The organism is Rhizobium viscosum (assembly GCF_014873945.1).
Classification (GTDB): Bacteria; Pseudomonadota; Alphaproteobacteria; order Rhizobiales; family Rhizobiaceae; genus Rhizobium; species Rhizobium viscosum.
Genome location: NZ_JADBEC010000001.1, coordinates 3,759,854 through 3,782,742 on the forward strand (window position 1 = coordinate 3,759,854; position 22,889 = coordinate 3,782,742).

The 22,889-nt window shown below is 61.2% G+C and carries 30 protein-coding genes; 8 read left to right on the forward strand and 22 right to left on the reverse strand.

The annotated features are described in order from the left end of the window. Positions 1-45: 45 nt before the first annotated feature. From H4W29_RS18505 to H4W29_RS34385, 3 genes are all read right to left on the reverse strand, one after another. Positions 46-447 (reverse strand): hypothetical protein, encoded by a 402-nt coding sequence (locus tag H4W29_RS18505; protein WP_192730207.1) that lies wholly within the window; start codon positions 445-447, stop codon positions 46-48. A 108-nt stretch (positions 448-555) separates the two neighbouring features. Then, on the reverse strand, positions 556-768 hold the full coding sequence (locus H4W29_RS18510; RefSeq protein ID WP_192730208.1) for a hypothetical protein: 213 nt from the start codon (positions 766-768) through the stop codon (positions 556-558). Next, positions 761-1,111: a hypothetical protein gene (locus tag H4W29_RS34385; RefSeq protein WP_246517224.1), complete on the reverse strand. Its 351-nt coding sequence runs from the start codon at positions 1,109-1,111 to the stop codon at positions 761-763. Before H4W29_RS34385 ends, H4W29_RS18510 begins: the two co-directional genes overlap by 8 nt. Before the next feature lie 161 nt (positions 1,112-1,272). Between H4W29_RS34385 and H4W29_RS18520 the strand changes: the two genes are divergently transcribed. Further along, positions 1,273-1,911 (forward strand): helix-turn-helix domain-containing protein, encoded by a 639-nt coding sequence (locus tag H4W29_RS18520; RefSeq protein WP_192730209.1) that lies wholly within the window; start codon positions 1,273-1,275, stop codon positions 1,909-1,911. A 542-nt stretch (positions 1,912-2,453) separates the two neighbouring features. After that, a complete protein-coding gene (locus H4W29_RS18525; protein WP_192730210.1) occupies positions 2,454-4,229 on the forward strand; it encodes a PAS domain-containing HWE histidine kinase family protein in 1,776 nt (591 codons plus the stop codon). 73 nt (positions 4,230-4,302) lie between these two features. On the opposite strand, the gene H4W29_RS18530 is transcribed toward H4W29_RS18525, so the two are convergent. Next, positions 4,303-4,698: a hypothetical protein gene (locus H4W29_RS18530; protein WP_192730211.1), complete on the reverse strand. Its 396-nt coding sequence runs from the start codon at positions 4,696-4,698 to the stop codon at positions 4,303-4,305. 175 nt (positions 4,699-4,873) lie between these two features. Here H4W29_RS18530 and H4W29_RS18535 point away from each other — a divergent pair, with 175 nt between their 5' ends. Then, positions 4,874-6,232: a HEPN domain-containing protein gene (locus tag H4W29_RS18535; RefSeq protein WP_192730212.1), complete on the forward strand. Its 1,359-nt coding sequence runs from the start codon at positions 4,874-4,876 to the stop codon at positions 6,230-6,232. A 199-nt stretch (positions 6,233-6,431) separates the two neighbouring features. Here the strand turns inward: H4W29_RS18535 and H4W29_RS18540 are convergent, their stop codons facing one another. Next, on the reverse strand, positions 6,432-6,968 hold the full coding sequence (locus tag H4W29_RS18540; RefSeq protein WP_192730213.1) for a DUF1269 domain-containing protein: 537 nt from the start codon (positions 6,966-6,968) through the stop codon (positions 6,432-6,434). A 280-nt stretch (positions 6,969-7,248) separates the two neighbouring features. Between H4W29_RS18540 and H4W29_RS18545 the strand changes: the two genes are divergently transcribed. Continuing rightward, a complete protein-coding gene (locus tag H4W29_RS18545) occupies positions 7,249-8,046 on the forward strand; it encodes an ATP-grasp domain-containing protein (RefSeq protein WP_192730214.1) in 798 nt (265 codons plus the stop codon). 7 nt (positions 8,047-8,053) lie between these two features. On the opposite strand, the gene H4W29_RS18550 is transcribed toward H4W29_RS18545, so the two are convergent. Then, a complete protein-coding gene (locus tag H4W29_RS18550) occupies positions 8,054-8,392 on the reverse strand; it encodes a YciI family protein (RefSeq protein WP_192730215.1) in 339 nt (112 codons plus the stop codon). A gap of 166 nt (positions 8,393-8,558) precedes the next feature. Between H4W29_RS18550 and H4W29_RS18555 the strand changes: the two genes are divergently transcribed. Next, positions 8,559-9,191, forward strand: a complete 633-nt coding sequence (locus H4W29_RS18555; RefSeq protein ID WP_192730216.1) for a CatB-related O-acetyltransferase — start codon at positions 8,559-8,561, stop codon at positions 9,189-9,191. 150 nt (positions 9,192-9,341) lie between these two features. Here H4W29_RS18555 and H4W29_RS18560 read toward each other — a convergent pair whose 3' ends face one another. The 5 genes from H4W29_RS18560 to H4W29_RS18580 all read right to left on the reverse strand — a co-directional run bounded on the left by H4W29_RS18560 (position 9,342) and on the right by H4W29_RS18580 (position 11,894). Continuing rightward, positions 9,342-10,151: a transglutaminase-like domain-containing protein gene (locus H4W29_RS18560; RefSeq protein ID WP_192730217.1), complete on the reverse strand. Its 810-nt coding sequence runs from the start codon at positions 10,149-10,151 to the stop codon at positions 9,342-9,344. A gap of 68 nt (positions 10,152-10,219) precedes the next feature. Next, positions 10,220-11,119, reverse strand: coding sequence for a transglutaminase family protein (locus H4W29_RS18565; RefSeq protein ID WP_192730218.1), 900 nt, complete (start codon positions 11,117-11,119; stop codon positions 10,220-10,222). Between the two features lie 72 nt (positions 11,120-11,191). Then, positions 11,192-11,437: a hypothetical protein gene (locus H4W29_RS18570; protein ID WP_192730219.1), complete on the reverse strand. Its 246-nt coding sequence runs from the start codon at positions 11,435-11,437 to the stop codon at positions 11,192-11,194. Between the two features lie 73 nt (positions 11,438-11,510). Beyond that, complete coding sequence (locus H4W29_RS18575) at positions 11,511-11,693, reverse strand: hypothetical protein (protein ID WP_192730220.1); 183 nt, start codon at positions 11,691-11,693, stop codon at positions 11,511-11,513. Between the two features lie 60 nt (positions 11,694-11,753). Then, positions 11,754-11,894: a hypothetical protein gene (locus H4W29_RS18580; protein WP_192730221.1), complete on the reverse strand. Its 141-nt coding sequence runs from the start codon at positions 11,892-11,894 to the stop codon at positions 11,754-11,756. 198 nt (positions 11,895-12,092) lie between these two features. Here H4W29_RS18580 and H4W29_RS18585 point away from each other — a divergent pair, with 198 nt between their 5' ends. Further along, positions 12,093-12,248: a hypothetical protein gene (locus H4W29_RS18585; protein WP_192730222.1), complete on the forward strand. Its 156-nt coding sequence runs from the start codon at positions 12,093-12,095 to the stop codon at positions 12,246-12,248. Between the two features lie 181 nt (positions 12,249-12,429). Here the strand turns inward: H4W29_RS18585 and H4W29_RS18590 are convergent, their stop codons facing one another. After that, the gene (locus tag H4W29_RS18590; RefSeq protein WP_192730223.1) at positions 12,430-13,188 is read right to left on the reverse strand and encodes a dienelactone hydrolase family protein; all 759 of its coding nucleotides are present in this window, start codon (positions 13,186-13,188) and stop codon (positions 12,430-12,432) included. A gap of 153 nt (positions 13,189-13,341) precedes the next feature. Then, positions 13,342-13,941, reverse strand: a complete 600-nt coding sequence (locus H4W29_RS18595) for an NAD(P)-binding domain-containing protein (RefSeq protein ID WP_192730224.1) — start codon at positions 13,939-13,941, stop codon at positions 13,342-13,344. A 121-nt stretch (positions 13,942-14,062) separates the two neighbouring features. Here H4W29_RS18595 and H4W29_RS18600 point away from each other — a divergent pair, with 121 nt between their 5' ends. After that, the gene (locus tag H4W29_RS18600; RefSeq protein ID WP_192730225.1) at positions 14,063-14,992 is read left to right on the forward strand and encodes a LysR family transcriptional regulator; all 930 of its coding nucleotides are present in this window, start codon (positions 14,063-14,065) and stop codon (positions 14,990-14,992) included. On the opposite strand, the gene H4W29_RS18605 is transcribed toward H4W29_RS18600, so the two are convergent. The 9 genes from H4W29_RS18605 to H4W29_RS18645 all read right to left on the reverse strand — a co-directional run bounded on the left by H4W29_RS18605 (position 14,953) and on the right by H4W29_RS18645 (position 21,573). Then, positions 14,953-15,267, reverse strand: coding sequence for a hypothetical protein (locus H4W29_RS18605; RefSeq protein ID WP_192730226.1), 315 nt, complete (start codon positions 15,265-15,267; stop codon positions 14,953-14,955). The two genes, H4W29_RS18600 and H4W29_RS18605, sit on opposite strands and share 40 nt — an antisense overlap. Before the next feature lie 78 nt (positions 15,268-15,345). After that, positions 15,346-16,572 carry an HlyD family secretion protein gene (locus tag H4W29_RS18610; protein WP_192730227.1) on the reverse strand — a complete coding sequence of 409 codons (1,227 nt, stop codon included), beginning with the start codon at positions 16,570-16,572 and terminating at the stop codon, positions 15,346-15,348. 2 nt (positions 16,573-16,574) lie between these two features. Next, entirely contained in the window at positions 16,575-17,291 is a 717-nt protein-coding gene (locus H4W29_RS34790) for a hypothetical protein (RefSeq protein WP_192730228.1), read from the reverse strand. 193 nt (positions 17,292-17,484) lie between these two features. Beyond that, on the reverse strand, positions 17,485-18,423 hold the full coding sequence (locus H4W29_RS18620; protein WP_192730776.1) for an AraC family transcriptional regulator: 939 nt from the start codon (positions 18,421-18,423) through the stop codon (positions 17,485-17,487). 86 nt (positions 18,424-18,509) lie between these two features. Beyond that, entirely contained in the window at positions 18,510-19,337 is an 828-nt protein-coding gene (locus H4W29_RS18625) for an oxidoreductase (protein ID WP_192730229.1), read from the reverse strand. 161 nt (positions 19,338-19,498) lie between these two features. Then, positions 19,499-20,314, reverse strand: a complete 816-nt coding sequence (locus H4W29_RS18630; protein ID WP_192730230.1) for a hypothetical protein — start codon at positions 20,312-20,314, stop codon at positions 19,499-19,501. Positions 20,315-20,410: 96 nt separating this feature from the next. Beyond that, positions 20,411-20,743, reverse strand: coding sequence for a DUF6572 domain-containing protein (locus tag H4W29_RS18635; protein ID WP_192730231.1), 333 nt, complete (start codon positions 20,741-20,743; stop codon positions 20,411-20,413). A gap of 234 nt (positions 20,744-20,977) precedes the next feature. Beyond that, positions 20,978-21,373: a hypothetical protein gene (locus H4W29_RS18640; protein WP_192730232.1), complete on the reverse strand. Its 396-nt coding sequence runs from the start codon at positions 21,371-21,373 to the stop codon at positions 20,978-20,980. After that, complete coding sequence (locus H4W29_RS18645; protein WP_192730233.1) at positions 21,370-21,573, reverse strand: Pam3-gp28 family putative phage holin; 204 nt, start codon at positions 21,571-21,573, stop codon at positions 21,370-21,372. Before H4W29_RS18645 ends, H4W29_RS18640 begins: the two co-directional genes overlap by 4 nt. 337 nt (positions 21,574-21,910) lie before the next feature. Here H4W29_RS18645 and H4W29_RS18650 point away from each other — a divergent pair, with 337 nt between their 5' ends. Further along, complete coding sequence (locus tag H4W29_RS18650) at positions 21,911-22,849, forward strand: IS110 family transposase (protein WP_192730234.1); 939 nt, start codon at positions 21,911-21,913, stop codon at positions 22,847-22,849. Positions 22,850-22,889: the final 40 nt, after the last annotated feature.

Consider the following 22,889-nt stretch of genomic DNA (forward strand, 5'->3'; position numbering starts at 1 on the left):
AGAACGGGCGGCGGCCATGGTCATTTCACGTATCTGCGCGGGGATTTAACGGGTGGTGGTACCGGGAAACTTGCCTTCCAGCACCAGCCGGTAGCCGCGGCGATAGCCGACATTGGCAATGCCGATGCCGGAGCCTTCGAGCCTCTGGCGCAGGTGGCAAAGGGCGACCTTGAAGGCGAGGTACATCTTGTCAGGCGAGGGGCCGCCATCGGGATCGTCGATATACATGGCGGTGAAGATGCGCTCGGTGATGACGGGCAGGCCCTTGCCCTTCCAGACCGCCTCGAAAATGCGGCCTTGCATCGGAGTCAGGCCATAGTGATCGATGACGATTTCGGGCTGCGGCGCGGTGACCGGCTGCTTGCAGCAGGGGCAGAGCAGCGGCTTGGAGATGGCGAGCGGGGCAGGCGCAGGTGCCGGGCTCGAGCGTGTCGTGATCGTCTGCATATCATCCTCACTGAATTTGGCTCATTGAATTTGGCCGCACTGAGCTTGGCCTCACTGGATCTGGAATTCCGGTGACATTGCGAATTGGTTTGCCGGCGCTGTTAATGCCTATGGAGAGGCCATCATCATCGCGCGGATGCGGTCTTCGAAGAGGGAAAGGCGGCGCAGCCGGTTGGCGAGATGCACAAGGTCGTCGACATCATCGCCATCGATGAGCAGCAGCGCCTCGCCGGCGGCCGCCCCGCCATGCATGACGCAGCGCCCGATCAGCGCATCGATCAGCTCCGATTGCGCCAGCATGGAGAGCGGCTCCTTACGCATCCTCTTCCTCCGGCATCATGTCCGATGGGGTAAGTGATACGCCGCGGCGCCTTGCGGCCTGCAACAGAAGCAACTGGTCGCGCCCATTGATGAGGCCGTGCTCGTCTCTGAGCGCCCTGCAGATCTTGGAGCGATGGCGCTTGAGCTCGGCTGCGAGCGCGGAGGGCGTCAGCGCAAATTTGGCGGCGACTTTCTGCCAGGGCGTTTTCGCCTTAGCCATGCTGATCTTCCCCTGTCTGATGCGGCTCTTGTTGTTGAAGTTGAGATTATGTTGTCGAAATCGCAACGTCAATCCGAAATAGGAAAAAATACCTATCTTTTGCATTTTGATGCCGAAGAGCATGTTTTCCGGCAGATACGTGGGTCGTATTGCAACTTGAGCAGATCAACCATGTCAAAGGTTGACGGTAAAAAGCCCGGTGCGGTTGCTTGCGCCTCGTTGCGTTTTTTGCAACAAATAAGCAACGCTGCATATGTGCATGGGGACGCTGATGGGGGAACTCGATGGCTGAGATTGATGGCAGCTGGTTTCACAACCAGCTTGATGACCGGGGGCAATCGCTGCGCGCGCTCGCCCGCCATCTCGGCAAGGATGCCTCCGCCGTTTCCCGAACCTTCTCCGGCAAGCGCCGCATGACGATGGAGGAGGCGGCCGAGATCGCAGGCTTCCTCGGCGTATCCGTCACCGAGGTCATGCACCATGCGGGGATCACTGGGCATGCCGGCATGCCCCGGGATAGCGAGGGGCTGGGGCTGAAGATCCTGCTGTCTGCCGTGATCGGCGAGGATGGCGAAGTGCGCGCGCTTTCCGAACCGCAGCCCTTGCCGCAGGCTGTGCTCGACAAGGCGCAGCTTTCGATCGGCGCCAGCCGCAACCGGCGGATCATCGCCGCTGAGGTGCGGGCCTCCTCTGGCGCGCTGTCGATCTGGGACGATGCGGTGCTGCTCTTTGCGCCATCAGATGGCATCGAGCCCGGCGCGATCGGCGCGCTTTCGATCTGCGGCCTTGCCGGCGGCAGACAGATACTCGCCAAGCTCGACCGCGCCCGCAAGACCGGAGAGGCGAGGGTGATTTTTCCTGATGGCGGGATCGAGGAGGCGGTGCTCACGACGGCGACGCCGGTGCTGGCGGTGGTGCCGTAGGGGGCGTGATGGCAGGCATAGGGAAGCACGGACGTGCCGCGTGGCACCCCCCTCTGCCCTGCCGGGCATCTCCCCCACAGGTGGGGAGATTGGCTGGGAGCACCGGCTTCCCCAAACAAGAACGTTGCAAACGGCACGACGTAGTGATGTGCGAAGGTCAGGCCGCTTGTCGATCTCCCCACCTGTGGGGGAGATGCCCGGCAGGGCAGAGGGGGGTGCCCCACGGCGTGCCGCCTGACAGGCTACCAGGCGACAACATGGCAGACCTCGGCATGGACCTCGCAACAAGCTTTCGACAGCTGAAGAATAGTGCCTTTTCATTTCTGGAATTTCTTGTGGCCGTTGGAGGCGCATGTCTCGCTGACGGCGATGTCGTTCTCTCCTAATCCACCTCCAACCTCCCTTGGAAATCATCCGCCCAGTGCTAATTTATAGTGCAGGAATGGCCGTTCATCAGCCCGGGCGATCAGCTGTCGATGCATCTGCGTTCAGCCATGCGCTTGCGGCGGATGGGGATAGGAGCGGCCTCTAAGGCGGGTTGGATGGGCACCGAGGCACATGGCTCCGGTCGGGCGGTAATGGCAGAGAGCGATAGCGAAGATCACTACCGAATTCTCTTCGATGCCATCGATGACGGTTTCTGCATCATCGAAGTGCTGTTCGATGAGGAGGGCCGGGCGCAGGACTATCGTTTCCTGCGCACCAACCCGGCCTTCGAGCGGCAGACGGGGCTGAGCGAGGCCGCCGGGCGGACGATGCGGGCGTTGGCGCCCGGCCACGAGCAATACTGGTTCGACATTTACGGCAAGGTTGCGCTGACGGGCGAGCCCGTTCGCTTCGAGCGTCGGGCCGCTGCGCTCGGCGGGCGGTGGTACGAGGTCCATGCCTTCCGCATCGGCGCGGCCGAGGAGCGGCAGGTCGCCATCATCTTTCGCGACATCAGGGAGAAGAAGCAGGCGGAAGCGGCGCTGCGCGAGAGCGAGGCGCAATACCGGACGCTGTTTAACTCCATCGACGAGGGCGCCTGCATCATCGAACGCCTGCCACTGAGGCCCGATGGCCTGCGCGACTATCGCTATATCGCCATGAACAAGGCGATGCAGGCGATGTTCGGCATCGCCGATCTCTCGGGCCGCACGATCCGCGAATTCTTCCCCGACGAGGTGGAGGACTGGTACGACGATTACGACCGGGTGCTCGAGACAGGCGAGCCCATCCGCTTCGAGCGGGAGTCCGAACCGCAGGGCATGGTTCTGGAAATGTTCGTCTCGCGCCTCAGCCAAGAGCCGCCGCAGCTGCTGGCGGTCATGCAGGACATCACCAAGCGGCGGCGGGCGGAGGAGGCGATGCGCCGCAGCGAGGAGCGCACCCGCGCGCTGATCAATGCCAGCTCCGATGCCGTCTACCGCATGAGCCCGGACTGGCAGGAGATGCGCCAGCTCGACGGCCGCGGCTCCGATGTCGAGGGGCCGACGGTGCGCTGGATGGAGGACTATCTCTTTCCCGAGGACCAGCCCCGCATCCGCGCGGCGGTTGCGCGCGCCATCCGCGAGCGGCGGCCCTTCGAACTCGAACACCGCGTGCGCCGGGCCGATGGCGACGTGGGCTGGACCTTTTCGCGCGCCATCCCGATCTTCGGGGCCAGGGGCGAGATTGCCGAATGGTTCGGCATGGCCACGGACGTGACCGAGCGGGTGAACGCCCGTGAGCGCCAGCAGATGCTGAACCACGAACTAGGCCACCGGCTGAAGAATGTGCTGAGCCTCGTGCAATCGATCGCCAACCAGACCTTTCGCCAGGCCGACAATCTCGCGGAGGCGGCCGAAACCTATAGTTCGCGCCTCATCTCGCTCGGGCGCGCGACCGATATCCTGACGGAGACCGCCTGGGCGGATGCGAGCCTGCACAGCCTCGTCCAGGCCGGACTGACCTCGGTCGGCGATTTCAGCGAACGCATCCGCATATCCGGCCCCGATCTCGACCTCGCGCCGCAGCAGGCACTGATGCTGACGCTGACGCTGCACGAGCTTGCGACCAACAGCTTGAAATACGGGGCGCTGAGCAATGAGACGGGGGTGGTGGATCTCAGCTGGGGCATCGGGAGCGATGCGGAAGGCGAGCTGCAGTTTACCTTCGGGTGGCGCGAGAGCGGCGGGCCTGAGATCAGTGCGCCGAGCCGGGAAGGGTTTGGGGCGCGGATGATCGGGAAGTTGTTGCCGGCTTCGTTTCAGGGGAAGGCGGAGTTGCGGTATGAGGCGGCGGGGTTTGAATTTATGTTGGAGGCGCCGTTGGGGGAGGTGATTAAGCGGAGGGGGTGAGGGGAGGAAGTAACGCCTTCGTTCGTGCAACATTTGTTGCCAACTAATTAGCTAGGCGGATACCTCAGAGAGCTCAGTCGCAAACAGTTGGGTTGGTTCTGCCGTCCCAATCAACATAGCAATTTGAATTTCTAACAGATTCCATTCGCCATCCAATACCAGGCAGTTGCTCGAAAATGACATAGACGAAGCCAAAGGTGATGAAGATTGCGGTACCTACAACCCATCCAATCCAATTCCTCGCAAGCTTTTCGGCGACTTTAACTCCTCCCCAGATTGCGCTTGCAAAAGACCCAAGAACTAACGCCCAATGGAACGTCAAAGCTAAAAAGCTTTCGATGAATGCCACAGGGCTGCGTTCGTGAATTGCTGGACCGATGGATGAAATGGCGAATAGTCCGAATATTGCAGTCGCAAATCGACCCCAAACTGGGAGCCGCAGCCAAGCGGAGATGCAACTGTCCAGCATACCTAACCTCCCGCGCAAAATCGCTCGCTATCGCCCAGGACAATATAGGCGAACAACTGCACCCATATCTTGCAGAAGTTGTGAGTAATGCAATACCTTCACACGCTGAAGCTTGCTTTGAATTTCACTCAGGTATTCGATCAAGGTCGTATTGATCTTCATTTGTCGAGCCCCCATGGACATTGAGTTCACCATTCATCCGGCCGCACGCGCTTCGATCGATGCAATTGCGTTGGAGGCCTTTGCAGCAGTGCGATCGCTTGATATCGCAAAGTCAGAAAATAGATCCGATGAATGGTGGGTGCCCGAGGACACTGTCACAATCACTGCGAAGGATATCGTTGGTGATCCAATCGCATGGTTGCCACAGGTGGCAGGGGGCAGAGCGTATATTTTCATCTGGCAGGACCGAGACCCTATCGGCTTGACCGAAGATGATTACAGGATCATCAGTCGGCTCACGGGTGCGCTTTTAAAAGTGAAATGGGTGCAGAAATCGGTCAGTGCCAAGTACATTCTGAATTGCTTCATCAAATGGGCGCGTGATCGATTTCTCAATCAGACTGAGGGCGACTTCTCTGACATTTTCCTTGATAGCTGTAAGCGAGATGTCGCCGAGCTAACCGTCTGGGCTCCGGTTCAACATATGAAGGTTGAAGCGCCTTTTGCATTTGGAAGCGCATCGGTCGTCCCTTTGGACAGAACCTTCTTTGACAAGATGCGATCGTCCTTGGTTCGATTAGCACCCGAAAGGTCAGATGATGCTGAAGCGTTCATGCGCATGCTTCAGAAGGAATTTAAAGACTGTTCCGCTATAACACTCAAGATATTCGCCGAACCAGAGTATGCGAAAGAAGCTGCGCTAAATCGTTGCGGCGATGCTATTGGTTTGCTTCGATTTTTCTGCGCTGCGACGATAACGTCAACTGTTATGTCTCCCGTTACTCTTCTTGGTGCGCTTTCCATTCCTGAAAGCCATATCGTCGTTACCAGCCCCGATGGGGGTATCTCATATACGTCTGGTATCAAAATCGATGAGATCGACCGCTGGATGATCAGCAAGAAGGAAGTCGAACTGCTGGAAAAGGAGCGGCTACAGGAAGTGGGGAAACTTCTCGACCGGGACGAATTGTCTGATTTCCAGCTTGCTGTTCGATCAAGCGTGTTGGCCTTTTCGCGCGCCATCACTTTCACCGAGGTTTCAGACAGGCTTGTATTTGCTTTCTCAGCTATCGAAGGTCTTTTGCTGCGGAATGCCAGTGAGCCAATACAGCAAAATGTTGGAGAGAGAATCGCCTTTCTCACCGCCGCCAATGCCGACAAGCGATACGCAATCGTCGAGAATTTTCGTAAAGCTTATAGGATGCGATCTCAGTATATTCATCACCGACTGACTGAGATTGATCTAGAGGAGCTTGATCAATCTTTCATTAATATTAGAGCTGCGCTCACTCAAGCTATTGCTCATATGTCACGCTTTAAAACTAGAGACGAGTTTCTCGAAGCTATTGATCGGACAAAATTTGGTGGCTGAACATACCGCCGGCGGGCACGTAGTGCAGGTGTTCGGCTTCAACAGGGTGAGCGACGATATGGTCGATCGCTTTGCGCTGCATGCCAACGATAAGCGGGCGGGTGCGAGCGCTTGCCGCATCGATGCGAGACTGGGATATGAAAACAGATGTGCCGGACGCAGCGTTTGCGTCCGGCATAGTCCCTCAATCCGACCGTGCTCAAGCCGCCGGCGCCGCCCCGACCACCGGCTCCAACGCCAGCGCCTTACGCAGCTGCTCTTCCTGCTCCGGCGAGAGCGATGTGCGCAGGATGGTGGCGTGTTCGCCCTTGAATTCGGCCAGCACCTTCTCGGGCTGCACCTTGCGCAGTAGCAGGAAGAGGGCGGAGCTGTTGACGGGGATGGTGTCGGCCAGCTTCTTGATGAGGTCGTCGTCGATGCCGTAATCGGTCATCGAGCCCGCGAGCGCGCCGGAGCCTGCGCCGAAAGCGCCGCCGAGGACCATGCCGGCCAGCGGATTGAGGAAGAGGAGGCCGACGAGCGTGCCCCAGAGCGCGCCGGAAAGGCCGCCGCTTGCAGCACCCGCGGCCGTGAGATTGACGCTCTGCTTCAGGCGCACCTTGCCGGATGCGTCACGCACGGCGATGACTGCGTCTTCGAGATCGACGAGATATTCCTTCTCAAGCTGGACGAGCCGGTTGAGCACGGCATCCGCCTTGTCGGCAGTATTGAAACCAAGCACCACAAGTTCTGACATCGCTTTCCCTCCAGTTGGATTTACAGATGCGGCAGATAGGCGTCGGCGGCGCTCTGTCCATAAGCTGCCGCCATTTGCTACGGCTTTTTGCTTGCGCAATTCCGGACGCAAAACCGCTGCACAGTTTTGCTGGAATTGCTCTACCACCCGCATGTGAGAGGGCGATGAAGGGTGGGGCCGGTGCGGGCAAGGCGAATAATGCCGATCCGCAGCGACGACCCCGTTGCGATGCCGCGGCTGCTACGTCAAAAAGCTTCCGGTGACAAAGAGTGGCAAGACGATGCAGTGGCTTCTTCAGGAGTTCGACGATACCAGAAAGCTGGCCGAGGCGCTCGACCGGCTCGCCATCCCCTACACATGGCACAAGGTCGTTCCCTTCGTCGGGGAGCTGATCCCCGAGCCTGCCGTTGCCGATCCTGAAGCGGTGGTCATGTTCGGAGCCTACTCGCTGTGGCGGTATGCCGAGGCGAAAGGTTACTGGCCGGGTGTCTTCAAGCTGCGTCCCTTCGTTGAGGAAGAGGCGTGGCATCCTTACCTCCTCAACGGAGCCGATGCGCTGTTCATGACGCTCAGGGAGGTGCCCGAGCATCTGGCCGCCGACGGGAAGGAATGGTTCCTGCGTCCCGTTGACGACAGCAAGGAAGAGCCCGGCAATGTGAAATCGACGGGCGAGATCATCCATATGGCGCAGAGGGTGCTGGCGCTTGACGAAGATGAGATACCTGATGGATCGCTTCGCCACGACACGCTGCTGATGCTCACAAAACCCGTTCGCATCCTGCGCGAATGGCGTATCTGGGCCGTGAACGGGCGGGTCGTTACCTATTCGCTCTACAAGGATGGCTCTCGTGTCATCCATCGCCACGAGATCGATGACGATGCGCTTGATTTCGCCCAGCATATGGTCGACATCAATCCCGGCTATTCGCCAGCCTATGTCGTCGATATCTGCCGCACTGAAGAGGGGCTGAAGATCGTCGAGACGAACTGTGTCAACGCCGCAGGGTTCTATGCGGCGGATCTTGCGAAGCTTGCAGCGGCGATTGATGGTCTCGTGCGCCTCGGGTCTTCCCGATAAGCCGGCATCAATTAAATGCGCGCACCTCGACCGGCGCGCGGCAGGCGATGGCTGCCTTGCGGCCCCAGGCGAGGGCTTCGTCCATATCGGCGCATTCCAGCACCCAAAAGCCGCCGATATGCTCCTTGGTTTCGAGATACGGTCCGTCGGTAACGAGCAGCTTGCCATCGGGCGCGGCGCGGACGGATATCGCCTTGCCGACCGGTTGCAGGCCGCCGACGAAGAGCCTGATGCCGGCGGCCACCATCTCTTCGTTCAGCACGTCGATATCGCGGCGGAGCGCATCGTCTTCCTGGCAGGGGGCGTAATCGTCGGGGAGGTGGATGGCGACCAGATATTGCGGCATGGGCTTCTCCTGTTGCGATGTCCGGCCGGCCAGCGGCCCTGCCTTCATTTTGCAGACGAACAAGCGGGGCGGATTTCGACCGGCAGCTTGCGAAATTTTGGATACTGCCGATCAATCGGCTATAGGGAATTCTGCTCCCGGATCCCCTCTGCGCAAAGGTCTCCCCATGCCGCTTCTCGATGCGAGTTCAGTCTTTCCCATCACCTATCCCGATGGCAGTCTTTCGAAGGCGACGATGTATCTGAAGAATGTCATCGATCATCCGCGCATCGAGGTCGACGATTACAGCTATTTCACGCATTACGGAAAGCTGGAGGAGACGGCCGAGATCCTTGCGCCCTATCTCGGGCGGGGTTGCCGGGAGAAGCTGGTGATCGGCAAGTTCGTGCAGATCGCCCGCGGCAGCTATTTCATCACCAGTTCGGCCAATCACCCGATGGGCGGCATCACCACCTATCCGTTCCGCATCTTCAAGCCTGAGACCTTCGGCTACAAGGATCTGCCGGTGAAGGATACCGTGGTCGAGCACGATGTCTGGATCGGCCATGACGCCGTCATCATGCCTGGCGTCAGGATCGGTGCGGGGGCGATCGTCGCCGCTTCCTCGGTCGTCACCCGCGATGTGCCGCCCTATGCTGTCGTTGGCGGAAATCCGGCGAGCATCATCCGCATGCGCTATCCCGTCGAGATCATCAGCGAGATCCTTGACCTTGCATGGTGGGACTGGCCGATCGACAAGATCGAGGCCAATCTGTCGGCTCTGGAGAGCGGCGATCTCGCAGCCCTGAAGCGGGCCTGAACCGGTGCTGCACATGGACATGGGCGCGACGGTCGATCATGGTGTCAAATCCCGACACACTGCCAATGAGACGCTGAAGCAGGCCGGTCTTCCGAAAGCGTTTTGAAGCCACAGGCTTTAACGAATTGAAAGACCACAAGCCTGGCCTCATCAAGCCGGCATCTCCTCGGTGATCACCTCGAAGCGCTTGAGCGCCGCGGGGCCGAAGGCCGTCGACATGGCGACGTCGGTGGCGTCGCGGCCTGTCGCCATCAGGATGCGGCCGATGCGCGGCGTGTTGTGGCGGGCGTCGGCCGTGTACCAGCGGCCGCTGAGATAGACCTCGAACCAGGCGCTGAAATCCATCGGGTTCGGATCCCTGGGCACCCCGATATCGCCGAGATAGCCGGTGCAATAGCGCGCCGGGATGTTCATGCAGCGGCAGAGCGTGATGGCGAGATGGGCGAAGTCGCGGCACACGCCTGATCGGTCAGTATAGCCGCCGAAGGCCGTGCGCAGCGGATCGGCCTTCTGGTAATCGAAGGCGATGCGCCTGTGGGTGAAATCGAGGATCGCCTGGACGCGCGGCCAGCCGGGCGCTGTCTTGAAAAAGGTCTTCCAGGCGAAATCGGCCAGACGATCTGTATCGCAATAGCGGCTGCCGAGAAGGTAGACGAGCACATCATCAGGGAGATCGTTGATGGCGTGCTGGAGGGCGTCTTCGGGCACGGGATCGGGCAGGCCGCTGTCATAGATTTCGAATTCGGTGGAGATGGTCGTCAGACCCGGTGGCGCCACGATGCGGCTGCAGGCATTACCGAAGCCATCCACATAGGACCAGGCCCCGATCGGCTGGTCGAAGCTCAGCACCTGTTCCGTCAGCAGATCCGCGCGGCGGGAGGGATGGATGTCGAGGACCAGCAGCATGGGTGTTTCGTGCTTGCATTGATAGCCGATGTGAAAGCCTGCACGGATCTTCATGGGGTCGTGGTTCCCTGGGTCAGATGAAACGTCCTGCAGGCGAATGCACAAGCGGCCCAGGCGTTCCGTCACCCGCTGCTTGCGGCATTAAATTCCTGTTCGGTCGTGACGTTGACCTGTACGCGCATGCTGTCGAAATCGCGCGCGCCGCCGTCATAGCTGCCTGAGAGCGGCACCGCCTGGCGCGGGTCGCGGGCCACACCGACGCGGATCAGGTCGCGGTTTCCGACGATGCCGTTGGTTGGGTCGAACTCCACCCAGCCCGCGCCCGGCAGATAGACCTGGCACCAGGCATGGGTCGCGCCGCCGCCGAGTGTCACGGAGCCGTCGCGATCCGGCACATAGACGTAGCCGGTGACGAAGCGGGCGGCGAAGCCGAGGGAGCGGGTCGCCTCCATCATCAGCAGCGCAAAATCGCGGCAGGTGCCGCTGCGCAGCCGCAATGTAACGTCGGGCGGCTGGGTGCCGTGTTCGAAGCGCCTGGCATAGCTGAAGCTCTCATGGATGGCGTAACAGAGCGTCATCAGGATATGGCCGGTGCGCGCCTGACGGCTCACGGGCACGAATTGGCGCGCCCATTTCCCGACCTCGTCACCGGGATCGGGATAGTGCCTGACGATAGTCCGTTCGAGATCGATCGCCTCGTCCTCGTCATAGGCGAAGGGAAAGCTGAGCGCCTTTCGATCGATCTCCAGATCGAGCGGAACCTGCGCCGTATGCTCGAGGCGGATGACGGTTTCGAAACGCAGCTCGGCGGAGGCGGCGGTGATATCGACGAGTGCGATGCAGTTGCCGAAGACATCGTGGATCCAGCGCACGGATGCGGGCCTCGGAGAGACATCGAGGCTGCAGGTCAGAAGCGTCTGGTCGAAGCTGTCGCGCGGGCGGAACATCAGCCGGTGCTGGCCGAAATGCACCGGCCTTTTGTAATGGTAGGACGTGATGTGGCGGACGGAGAAAATCGTCATCCTGCCTCCCTGTTTTCATGAGGCGGCACTAACCATGGGGGACATGACCGCTGAAAATATCCGCGGCGCCCGTCACTTCTCTCTGCGCGAAAGCGGATAGGCGGGCGCATCGTAAAGCATGCGGATCTGCTTTTCGTCGAAGCGGGCCTCATTCACCTCCAGCACACAGCCGCGCAATTGCGAGCCGGGCAGGTCTTCCATGGCAAAACGCACCGCTTCCGCGGCGGTTTCGAAGCGCTTATAGCGAGGGGCACGGCTGCCGCGCAATGTCTTGCCGGTGTAAAGCCCGGCTTCGGTCATATAGTTGAATTCTGCCACGTGATCGTCCTTGCTCGTTCCTTGATATGGCCGAGCCATTCTGGTGTCTTCCGGGCCTTCGGGGCCGGCGGTTTCAGGATGAAACGACGGGTAGGCCAGCCCGCGTCTTCTGGCGCTGGCGGCGTTCGTCCTGCCTGGTTTCGCGCTGTCTCAAGCGCAGCCGCTTGCGAACATCCTGAAGCTTTTCGGCATCGGAGGCTTTTTCGGGCTGCGGCGCGCGGAAGAGATTCTCCGCTGCACGCTTGTCGGTAGTCATATTGCTATCCTCTCGGACGATGGGCGGGACGGCCGAAAGGCCGTCGCGCCGGGGCGGGCGCTATTTCTTCTTGTCGCTGCCCGTGTGGCTGCTTGCCATCTTGACCTGCGTGCCGGGTGCGGCAGCAGGTGTCGCTGAGGCAGAGCGGTCTTTCTTCGGTTTGCGGGTTTCTTTGTTGCTGCGCACTTGGCCCTTGGCCATGGTTTCCTCCTGGTGTGGTGATGCGGGACAGATCAGGTATTGCGGCCTGCCGCCGGCTGGCCGGCGGTCGCCGGGGTATCAAAGGGGCAGGGGTCCGATGCCCGAACGCTTGTCCAGAGAGGCTGCCAATGTGGAAAGACGCAACTGCCCCAGGGAATGTATGTGCCGAGTGTTTGTTCCCCGGCCGGCCCGCGGCCCATGGCTGAAATCGGGAAAAGCGGCGAAACTTCCGACAGCTTCGAAACGATCACGCTGCTGCCGGGCGGCGTCTTCGGCACGATTGAGAATGCCGAGCGCCACATTCTCGCGGTAGGCGAATGCGCCGGTTCGGATGAGATTGCGCGACAGACTTGACGGATAAAAGTCGGAAGACATCGCGCCCTCCTTTCGTTGGGGCCAGGGCTAACGCCCGAACCGGCAGCGCCCTTGAAGTGGCTGCCAGAGACTGAATCTTGCGCTTATTCGGTGTGCTGCGCAAGGCGTTTCTCGGAGAAGACAGTGGCCGGGGGTAAGGCGCTTCTTTTCGTGTTGGCAACTAGGATTTTCGCTTCAGTCGAGATGCCAGATAATCGGCTGCGCTCTGGTGAGCTGCGCGCGCCTGTGACGCTCCCGATTTCAAAAAGAAGTCGTGTGCGCCATTCTTGTAAACATCGAGACTTGCCTGGCCGCCGAGCCTTTGCGCCCTTCGTAGCAGTTCCTGCCCAACAGACAGGGGAAAGGTCTGATCGGCCTCTCCCCAGATCAAATGCAAGGGTGGCAATGCGCGTATCGGCTGCGAATACCCCTGCGGAAAGCCTCCATCGACAAGGACGAGCGCATTGATATCTGCGCTATCGGCAGCTGCCGAGGCGGCGATCTGCGCTCCAAGCGATATGCCGACCAGACCGACCTTGCCGGCATGATCGGGCAGAACATTGACGTAGGAAACCACACCACGAACTGCGGCTGTCCAATCCAGTTGCCGCGTCGCATAGTAGCGGATGCGGGCTTGCGCATTTCCAGCTTTAACAATCGAAGTGAGATCGGTCGGCGAAAGTATGTGGACATAATAGGCATCCAACCCAGCCGCATTGAAGGTTTGCACCATCTCCCGATAGGCGGCGGCGCCAAATCCCTTGCTGCCGCTCAAAATCAGCACCGCGGGGTGGGAGCCGCTTTCGCCGCTCGGGAAACTCTCGACCAGGATTTCACCGCCGGCCGTCTGAACGGTGAAATGCCGGCGATCCGAAGCTTCGGCCTTCTGAAGCAAGATAATCGGGAATATCACGAAAATGACGACCAAGAATATACGCATGAAATGCCTTCGTTATCTTCGCCAATATCCCGATTGTTAGCGGTAAGATTTTACGGCGTCCACCAATTGCAGACATGCGCCTTCAGAGGTGTCCTGTGGTCGTGACATCCCCGGCCACTGACATAATGGCCGGGGCTTTCTTCGAGGCCGGGTTCAGCCGAACTTGACGAGGTTGAGGGCCGGCAGCGGGCCGCCGGGGAATTGCGTCAGGCTGGCGCCGATCTTGAGCGGGCCGAGGTCGATGCCGGCAAAGCCGAGGCGCGTGATGATTTCAGCGACTTCCGCCTTCGCCTTGATATCATCGCCCGAGTAGAAGAGCACGCGGTTGCCGCCCTCGGCTTTGGGATCAGCGGAAACGAGATTGGCGAAGAGGTGGTTGAAGGCCTTCACCAGGCGGGCGCCGGGCACCAGATCGGCGACGATTTCGCTGGAGAGGCGGCCGTTCAGTTCGGCCGGCTTGAAGAGCGGCGCCTCGATCGGGTTATTGGCATCGATGACGATGCGGCCGGCCCAATCCGGCAGGCCGGAGAGCGCTGCCGGCAGCTTCGACCAGGGCACGGCGATGAGGACGATATCTGCCTTTGCCGCCTCTTCGATGGTGCCGGCGGTGATGTGGGGGGCGAGTTCGGCGGTGAGCTCGGCAAGGGTTTGCGGGCCGTGGCTGTTGGCGATGGTGGCGGAAATACCGTTGCGCGAGAGAGCGCGGGCGAAGGCGGAGCCGATATTGCCGGCGCCGATGATGCCGATGGACATGGCAAATTCCTTTCTGCATGTCGTGTTCGTTACGATGGAGCCAATATCGCGCTGCCATTCCCCTTTGATTAGACGGTAGTGGGTGGTATCAGTTTCAAGTCATTGTTGAAGGTGATGAACGATGGAAAGCCTGGCTAACCTGGAATCCTTCGTGCGCAGTGCCGAGCTTGGCGGCTTTTCGGCGGCGGCGAGACGCCTCGGCCTGACGCCTGCCGCCGTCAGCCGCAATGTGGCGGCACTCGAAGCCAATCTGAAGCTCCGGCTCTTTCACCGCAGCACCCGCAGCCTGACGCTGACGGAGGCGGGTGAGCGCTTTCTTATCTCCATGCGCGACCATCTCGAGGGGCTGCAGGGGGCGATTGCCGAAATCTCCAACGAGCATGCGGAGCCGGGAGGTGTGCTGAAGGTCAGCCTGCCGCCGGGTTTAGGCACGGGCTATATCCTGCCGATGCTGCCTGATTTCATGAAACGCTATCCGCAGGTGCAGCCGGAATGGATGTTCGAGAACCGGCAGGTGGATCTGATCGGCGAGGGTTACGATGCGGCAATCGGGGGCGGCTTCGAGCTTGCCTCGGGCGTGATGGCGCGGCCTCTTGCGCCGGCCCATCTCGTGGCCGTGGCATCACCTGCCTATATGCAGGGCCGCGTGCCGCCGGTCGATCCGGCCGGGCTTGCGGGGCTCGACGGCATCGTCATGAAATCGATCAATACCGGGCGCATTCCGCTGCGGCAGATGCGTAACGCCGCGGGAGAGGAGCAGCCTGTCGATCTCACGCCAAGGATCGTCGTCAACGACCCTGCCGCCATGCGGGGTGCCGCCCTTCTCGGGCTCGGCGTCACACTGCTCTCCAAGCCCGATGCGCTTGCCTATCTCGACAGCGGCGAACTGATCCGGCTCGTGCCCTCCTGGTATGTCGATATAGGGCCGATCTCGATCTATTACGCCAACAGGACGCTGCTGCCGCTCAAGACGCGGGTGTTCGTCGATTTCGTCGTCGAGGCTTTTCAGCGTCAGCGGCTGGCCGAACGCTTTGCCGGCAGTATCGGTTGACCCTGCCTGTCGGGCCGGTAGCCGAGCACGAAGGCGATGATCTTCGCGGAGGACATTTCACAGGGTTTCAGCGTGCTGCCGCTTTGCTCCAGGAGGTAGAGATTGAAGCTGACGATATCGTTGCCGGCGAGATCCTCGGCATAGAGCCAAATCCGCTTGCCATCGGGCGAGCGCTTGACGGTGGCGCCCCAGCGGCCCGCCTCGAAATCGCCTTCGCTGTAGCCCTCCGGGATGCGGGCAAGGGCACGGGTGAAATCGTCATCTGCTGATCGCATGGGTGCTTCTCGTGAGGCGAGGGTTGCACCTCAGATGGCGGGCCGGGCGCGACTTCGCAAGGCCGGCCAACGCTTCCCTCAATGCCCCGTCAGCACCAGCGTCTGCACCGGCAGCAGCATCGCCTGCATGCGCAGGATCATGGCGTGCACCACGCCGACCGTATCGATGACATGCAGGCCGATCGATTTGAAAGTGCCGATATTGGGGTCGGCGAGCGCATCGTGGTTGCTGGTATAGGCATTGGCGATGCAGCTGCCGCCGGGGGGCACGCCGTCCAGGCCGCCGGGGAAGAGGGGCTGCAGGAAGACGGTCAGTGTGCCGGGCTGTGCCAGTTGCGTAACGTCGACGAGCTGGTCGGTCGGACGCAGCTGGCCGGCGGCGATCACGTCCTGCACCTCTGTCACCACCAGCGGGATGATGGTGAAGGGTTTGCCGACGCAGGTGGCTTCGGCCACCATGCCGGGCTTCATGACCTGCGCCTCGATCTGTCCGAAGCCGGCAATCAGCGTGCCTCGGCCGGCCGCTTCAGGCACCAGGATGCCGGCCGGGCGCAGCATGGTGTTCAGCACATCGCCCTTGCGCAGCGTGAACTGCTGGACGGTGCCGGAGACGCCGGCCTTGACGACCGTTTTGTCCAATTCCACCTGTGCAGCGGCGAGGGCGGCCTCGGCACTGGCCTTCTTCGCGGGAAGGAGCACCTTGAGCTTGGTCTGCAGCGTCTCCTTGTTGGCATAGGCGGCGCTGACCATGCCGCGCTGGCTTTCGACGGTATTGGTGAGCCGGTCCACCTCGCGGCGGGCAACCGCATCGTTCTTCAAAAGCTGGGTCTTCATCTGCAATTCGTCGATCGAGACCTGCAGCGCGCCTTCGGCCTGCCGGATCACGCCGTCGGCGCTGGCAAGCTCGCTCTCGGCCACCCTGGTCTCAGCCTCGACCTCGGCAATCTGCTTATGCGCCACATCGAGGGCCGCCTTCTGGGCGGAATCGTCGAGCCGGAAGAGCGGCGCGCCGGCCTCAACCTTCTGGTTGATGCCGACATAGACTTCGTCGACCCGGCCAATGGTTTCCGGTAGGATGGTGACGGTGCGGAAGATGGCGGTGACGCTCTTCGTCGCGGGGTGGAAGTAGAAGATCATCGTGATCAGCGAGATGGTCAGTACGAGGCAGGCGGTAATGCCCCAGCGCAGTTCGTACCACATGCTGTAAAGCGTGATCTCGCGGCCGATGCGCTTGTCCTGGACATAGCGCCGGTAGAGATAATCAGGGAGGATGGTCAACATCGAGCAGAGCATCAGTTCGAGCATGGTCAGATACTCCCTTCGTGCGGGCCGGTCTTTATCGCATTTTGGGCGGGGTGTTGTGCGTTCGTTTGGCCGGGCGGCTGCGGACGGGAGGCGGCTGGCACGGGGGCAATCGGGGCGCCTGCGATCGGGGTTTTGGCGATTGGGGCTGCAGCGATCGGGGCTGCGGTGGCTGGCGCGTGGTTGACTGAGGCGGGGGCGGGCGGCGCGTGGGCCGTCGGCGAATGGGCGACTGGCGCGCCGGCGCTGTCGACCTCAGCGGGATCGCGGTGGGCGAGCCTCGCCATCGACCGGGCGATCGAATAGAGCGGCGTCGAAAAATCTGGAATGCGGATGAAGGCGAGCAGCAGGCCGATGATCCAGTAGATGTGGTTGTGGGTGAAGAGCGAGATCAGCGCCAGAACGGCTACGATCTCCATCTGCACCTTATTCGTCTTGTGTGCGATGCGCTCGGGAACGGCATGGAGCTGGAAATAGAGGTTGCCGATGACGAGAACGACCGCCAGCAGAAACACGATGACGATGATGAAGAGAATGTCGGTCTCACCCGGCGCGGTGATGAAACCGGGCACATGGTCGGTGAGGGCGGCGTGATAGGGTTGGGTCGCTGCCTCATCCGCTGCGGCCGCGGTTTGAGCGGCCACGGAAACCGTTGCGGCCGTCGCGCCGATGGCGGTCCAGTAGTGGCTGCGCTGCCTTGCTGTCTTGCTAAGATTTCCCATGCCAGTGCTTCCCCCCGGACGGCATTTTAGTGTGGCCTGAAGTTTAAGCTTTTTGTGCGTAACGCGGAAGTACGCAACCGTAATTACTGTGTAAATTCGGGAGGCGGGCTGGCGCTACGAGGACGGGCAGGCGCAGATGACCGCTATCGGCATCAGGCGGATCAGATCAGGGGTGTGGCGCCGGATGAAGGGTTCAGTGAAGGTCTCTCCACGCTGCCGGGGTAAGCCCTTCCCATGCGCGGAAGGCCCGATAGAACGAGCTCGTATCCTGAAAGCCAAGCAGAAACGCGATCTCGTCGATGCCGTTCTGCCCGTCGGACAGCAACTGGCGGCCGAGTTCGCGTCGCGCCTCGTCCAGCAGGCCGCGATAGCTCGTGCCCTGTTCGGTGATGCGGCGCTGCAGGGTGCGCTCGCTCATGCCCATTTCACGGGCCACTTCGGCAATATCAGGCTTTCCGCTGGCGATGCGGCGCTTGATCAGGATCTTCACCTGATCTGGCAGTGAAGATTGCGCTTCGATCTCGCCAAGCGATGCGGCAAGAGAGGGATCGAGGATTGCAAGAAGTTCGGGATTATATCCGGCGAAAGGCAGGTCCAGATCGGCGCGATCCAGCACCAGCGCATTCTGCGCGCAGCCGGTTTGGATCGGGGCATCGAAATAGGATCGATGTGCCTCGGTCACGGGGCTGGTTCGGGTCATCTCGACCTGGATGGGCGTGAGATGCCGCCCCGTTCCCCGCCGCCCGAGTTCGAGGATTGCCGCAAAGGTGACGTCGGCTGCCGCATCCGGTTCGGCGTCATCAGTATAAAGCCAGCGCACCGCGATCCGGCATTCTGTCCCCGTTTCGGCGGCCGTCAGTTCCTCAGGGGTGCAGAGCCGCTTGAACCGCGCCAGCCGGTGCAGCCCATCGCGGTAATCGCGAGCGAAGAAGGCCGACATCGTGGCGGGGGGATGAACCGAAGTATCGGTCTCGACGGTCATGCGCAGGCCGATGGCGGGATCTTGCGAAAGCGTTTCGACCGCACGCCACAGCGCGAAATACTGCGCCGTCGTCAGCCATGTCTCCGGCGCAACATGCAGTGTCGCCGGAAGCCTTGCCTGACGCAGCAGAGCGGGAGCGGGCAGGCCCATACGTTCCGCCGCGCGCCAGAAGGCCTGCGGCAGCCTGCATCTGTCGCCAGCGTCCCTGGTCATCGTTGCATCCTCCGCCACGGCCTTCACATCTGGCTCTTGATCAGCCGATCGAAAGCACGGTCGCCCAGCCACTTGCGCACCCAGATCATGAGCTTTGCATATTTGCCCGCTGCGTAGCGGGTTTTCGGCCGGGCCGACAGGAGGGCATTGCCGACGACATCGGCGATGACCTTGGGATCGGTGCCCTGGCCCCGGCCATAGCTCCTGTCGATGGAGGCGGCCACGCTTTGCGCGAGCTTGCGGTAAGGGCCGGCGCCGGATCGTTCCAGGATGCCTCGGGAAGCGGCGTCGCCAAAGCCTGTCTCGATAAGCCCCGGCTCGATGACGACGACGCGGATGCCGAAGGGTTCGAGCTCAAGCCGCAGGCTGTCGGACCAGCCTTCCAGCGCATGCTTGGTGGCGTGGTACCAGGCGCCCAGCACCGTATAGATCTTGCCGCCCATCGAGGTGATGTTGACGATGGTGCCTGCGCCACGCGCGCGCATCGCCGGGAGCAGAAGCTGGGTCAGGCGCGCGGCGCCGAAGACGTTGACCTCGAACTGGTAGCGCGCCTCATCGAGCGGGATCTCTTCGACAGGGCCGTAGAGACCGAAGCCGGCATTGTTGACCAGCACATCGACGCCACCAGATTTTTCGGTGATGGCCCGGACAGCGGCAACGATGTCCTCATCCTTCGAAATATCCATCCGCAGAGGGATTGCGCCAAGCGCCGCCAGATCGGCCATTTTCTCGACGCTGCGGGCGGCGGCATAGACCAGATAGCCGTCGGCGATCAGGCGCCCGGCGATGGTCTTTCCCATGCCGGATGACGCGCCGGTGACTAGGACCGAGGGTTGGGATTTGCTGTTCATGACGCACCTTTTTGCTCTTGCATGGAACGTAAGGTAGCCTGCGCATCCTGCCAGTTCAGTTGCAGACGACGCCAGAGATAATGCGAAAGGCGCCAATCCTGAAGATCGACCGCCAGCGGTCACGTTCGGACACATCCTCGGCAGTCAGCGAGCCAACACCATCACCGTCCACCATCCTCCAGCGAATGGCGCATCCAGATATTCGGCTCCTCATAAAGGCCAAGCCCGCTCTCGCAATCGGCCATCAGCGGCGCCAGCCCGCCTTCCAGATGATAGAGCCCGCAAACGGGAAAGCGCAGCCCGCTCCATTCGCTCCATTGCGACAGCGGAGCCTCGACCCTCATCGAGCGCGGCGCGACTTTGACGAGGCTCGCGCCGAGCTGCCAATGTTTGCGCACCCAGGGATCGAAGGGCGCACCGGCCGGGGTCGTCCAGCCGATGTAATCCGCAAAGGAGGTCAGCGGATAGGCGGCCTTCTTCGTCGGGCGCACGGGGGCGACCAACGCTTGCAACCCGTGTCGTTTCGCACTGGCCTTCATGTTGCCGATCAGCCGCTCGGCGAGGTCAGAGCCGCGCATGGCGGGCGATACGATGATGGCGAGGGCTGAAAGCGCATTGGGTTTCTGGCCCGATGCAGAGGCCTCCACACCGCCGGCGAGAACGGCATCCCATCCGGCATCGGGCAGGGAGGCGTCATCCTCGGGATGAGGCCAGACGAAGGGGACGCTGTTCGATGTCGCAAGGACGCGTTCGTTTCCTTTGATGTCGATGCCCAGAGCAAGAAACTGATGGCGGCGCAGGCCCTTGGAAAACAGGCTGTCCCAGTGTTTTATGATGACCTCGTCACCGCCGATGAATTTCGGCCAAACGGCCGCACCGAGTTCGTCGAAGGCGGGAATGAGATCGGGTCGTTCCTCGGCGGAAACAAGGGTGACGATTTTGCCGGCGCCTTCCGCCACGATCAGATCTGCCGACATGTTCAAGGGCCTTGCGTTTTCTCGATGGTTGGAGTGAGCAACAGTGACTGGGCGGGGGTGCCAGATGGTGACTCCGATGCAGGCGCCCCGATCCTTTCAATTGGGGTTTATGAGGCGGAACTGTAATGCGAAACCTGCATCTTCTATTGCAGCTCTTGCCTTCTCGAAAAAGAGTTGAGCTTGTTCACTCAACGGAAACTTCCCGCCGAGATCGACGACGATGCGACGCCCGACCGCCTGTGGAAGCGTTCGGGATAGTTCGCCGCTTTCGATGAACCGCAGATAGGCATTGAGTTTGTCCTGAAGCGGCAGCAGGTGGCTGCTTTCATCATCGTCCCAAGGCAGATGATCCACTATGCTGAGCCAGAGGTCGCCCGTTGCATTGTCGACCGTGGCAAAATCGATGGTCTCTGTTTCGGTGATAGACATTGCCGTTGCCGTGCCCGCCAAGATAATTCGAGAGCATGGCTCCGATGCGGCTATCTACGATGTCGGCCCGATGTTCGCAATCGACGGCAACTGACTTCGCCGCGAGGTGTGGTCAAGAGAGCGCCTGGCTCCGGCCGAAGGCGTTTCGCAAGGTCACCGGAGGAATTCGGCCCCCAACCCAGCGCTCTCTTGATGGGATGATGATGGCAGGCAATGGTTGAGGGCGTGTCCTGATTATCTTTTGAGCCGCCGCGCCAAGAGCGCGCCGGCATCGCCGACGACGATCGCGGGGATCAGCACCAGCGCCATATCATTGATGCGCGGCGGCACATCGACGACGACGAGGTGGAGGCCGAACCAGGGATTGAGGATCTGCACCATGTAGATCGCCGCCCACCAGAGCCCGAAGGGCACGACGATAAGAAGACGACCGAGGCGGGTGGCGCTCCAGCGGTCGGCAGTTTCGGCGACGGCGATGTCGCGGGCGGCCTCGATGCCTTTGATGGCCTCTTCGGCGGCAAGCTTCTGCTGATCGGTCTCGGCTGCGAGTTTCGCCTGATAGGCAGCGAGCAGCGGGCCGGTGAATTTGTCGATGATGCCGCCGAGCAGTAGGTCCGTCAGCCACTTCATTTCGCCCATCCGCAGCGGTGCGCCAGGTAATACCAGCCTTCGGCTGTTGCCGCGATGAGCGCGCCCGAGGCGACCTGAAGCGCCATGGCGACATCGGGATCACGCGAGATCATCTCGCCGAGATCGGGTGCGATCAGTCCGCGGGTGACGAGGACGGCGGCGAGGTAGCGCAGGAGGATGCGGATGAAGACAAGGGTCATGTGTGCTGCCCGGTTGGAGAGGGCGGCAGGATGGATTGGGAAAGGTTGATTGGGTGAAGTCGGGGGCGATATCTGGCAGATTTGCCGATGTTCGACAGGTGGGGTAGAGGAAATCAGGCAAAATATGTTGAGCCGGAGCCCCCTTGTATCTGCACCTTGATGAATGTGTAGGATTGAAGCGACTGAGCCTCTTGCCGGGTGGCCACCCGGCAAGAGGCGTGGCGGCGTCGCCCGTTCCCCCTTCGGTTACAACCGTGGATGAGCCAGGGATCGTCGCCATCGTCACGTACGACCGAACAGTCGCTCGGTTCCAACCGCACGCACAAGGCAGGTTACCGTGAACAGCATCATATGTGGAGTGGATGTTTCGAAGGACTGGCTGGATGTGTTCATCCGCCCGTTGAGTGTTTCCCGGCGGTTCAGCAACGATGCCGACGGCATTGGTATGTTGGCCGAACTCTGCCGGGCCGAGGCGGTCGAGCTCGTCGTCATGGAGGCGTCGGGCGGTTATGAGCGGCGGGCCTTCCTGTTGTTGTGGGAGATGGGGATCGCCTGTTCGCTCGCCAATGCGCGCAATGTGCGCCGCTTTGCCGAAGCCATGGGCTTTCTGGAAAAGACCGACACGATCGACGCGGCGGTGATTGCTCATTATGCCCAAGTCAAGCCGCTGCGTGCCTTGCCCCCGCCGAAGCCGGCGCAGATGCGGCTGCAGGCGCTGGTGGCGCGGCTGTCGCAGGTCACCGGCGATCTGATCATCCAGAGGCAGCGCAGAGGCGTTGCCAATGATGCACAGGCTCTCGAAAGCCTCGATGAGGTGATCGCGCTTCTGGTGCGTCAGAGCCGCAGGCTGGAAGGCGAGATCGCCTCGATGATCGACGACGATCCGCTCTGGGCCATCCTCAACCAGGCCTTCCGTTCCATCAAAGGTGTTGCCTCGCGCACCGTTGCCCGGCTGATGGCCGAATTGCCCGAGATCGGCCGGATCTCTAACAAGGCGATCGTCAAGCTTGCGGGCCTTGCGCCGATTGCCAACGACAGCGGCAAGAAAAACGGACCACGGCCGGTGCGCGGCGGACGCAGCGGACCGCGCAGCATCCTCTTCCTGGTCGCCGCCATCGCTGCCAGATACGACCCGCATCTGGGCGCCTTCCAGCAACGGTTGCAGGCGGCGGGCAAACCGAAAATGGTCATCCGCATCGCCCTCGCCAGAAAGCTCCTCGTCATTCTCAATGCAAAAGCACGAGACGCGCGAAGGGAATTCCAATATGCAACTTGACACACAAGATAGTCGCTCATCCGCCCTTCGGGCACCTTCT